Genomic DNA, 463 nt, shown 5'->3' with positions numbered 1-463 from the left:
GCTCATTAAATTCATAATTATCCATAAAATTCTTTCTTTATATTTATAAAAATTTTTATAATTTTATCAAAAAATTAAAAATTTTATTTTAATTTTAAAGATTTATAAAATTCTAAGTATTATATTAAATATTTAAGTATAAATTGATAGGATTATTAGATAAATAAATTATCAATTTTAGTTCCTTCCAAACTCCTTTTTCAACTTAGGCACATCTTGGAATATAAATTTCAATCCCCCCCCCTATACCAATTATTACTTGCTTTTATAAAAGCTTCACCTAATTTATAAGTAAAACATTCTTTTTCTTTTAAAGCTTCATTATAATCAGGATAAGTTTCCAATGGTGATAAAGTAAAGCTTGGGTTTTGTTTTATTTTTTCTTTATATATTTTTTGTTCAAGTTTGTGTTTATCGGCTATATAAGATAAAATAAAAGGCATTCTTATATATCCAAATACAC

General features: G+C 21.0%; 1 pseudogene. It reads right to left on the bottom strand.

The window, feature by feature from the left end:
• Positions 1-230: 230 nt before the first annotated feature.
• A pseudogene (locus JG677_RS08595) lies at positions 231-463 on the bottom strand (sugar transferase); the annotation flags it as partial.

This window comes from Campylobacter sp. TTU-622, assembly GCF_016598965.1.
Taxonomy (GTDB): Bacteria; Campylobacterota; Campylobacteria; order Campylobacterales; family Campylobacteraceae; genus Campylobacter_D.
Note: the sequence above shows the minus strand (reverse complement) of the source record. Positions and strands in the feature narration are given on the sequence as shown.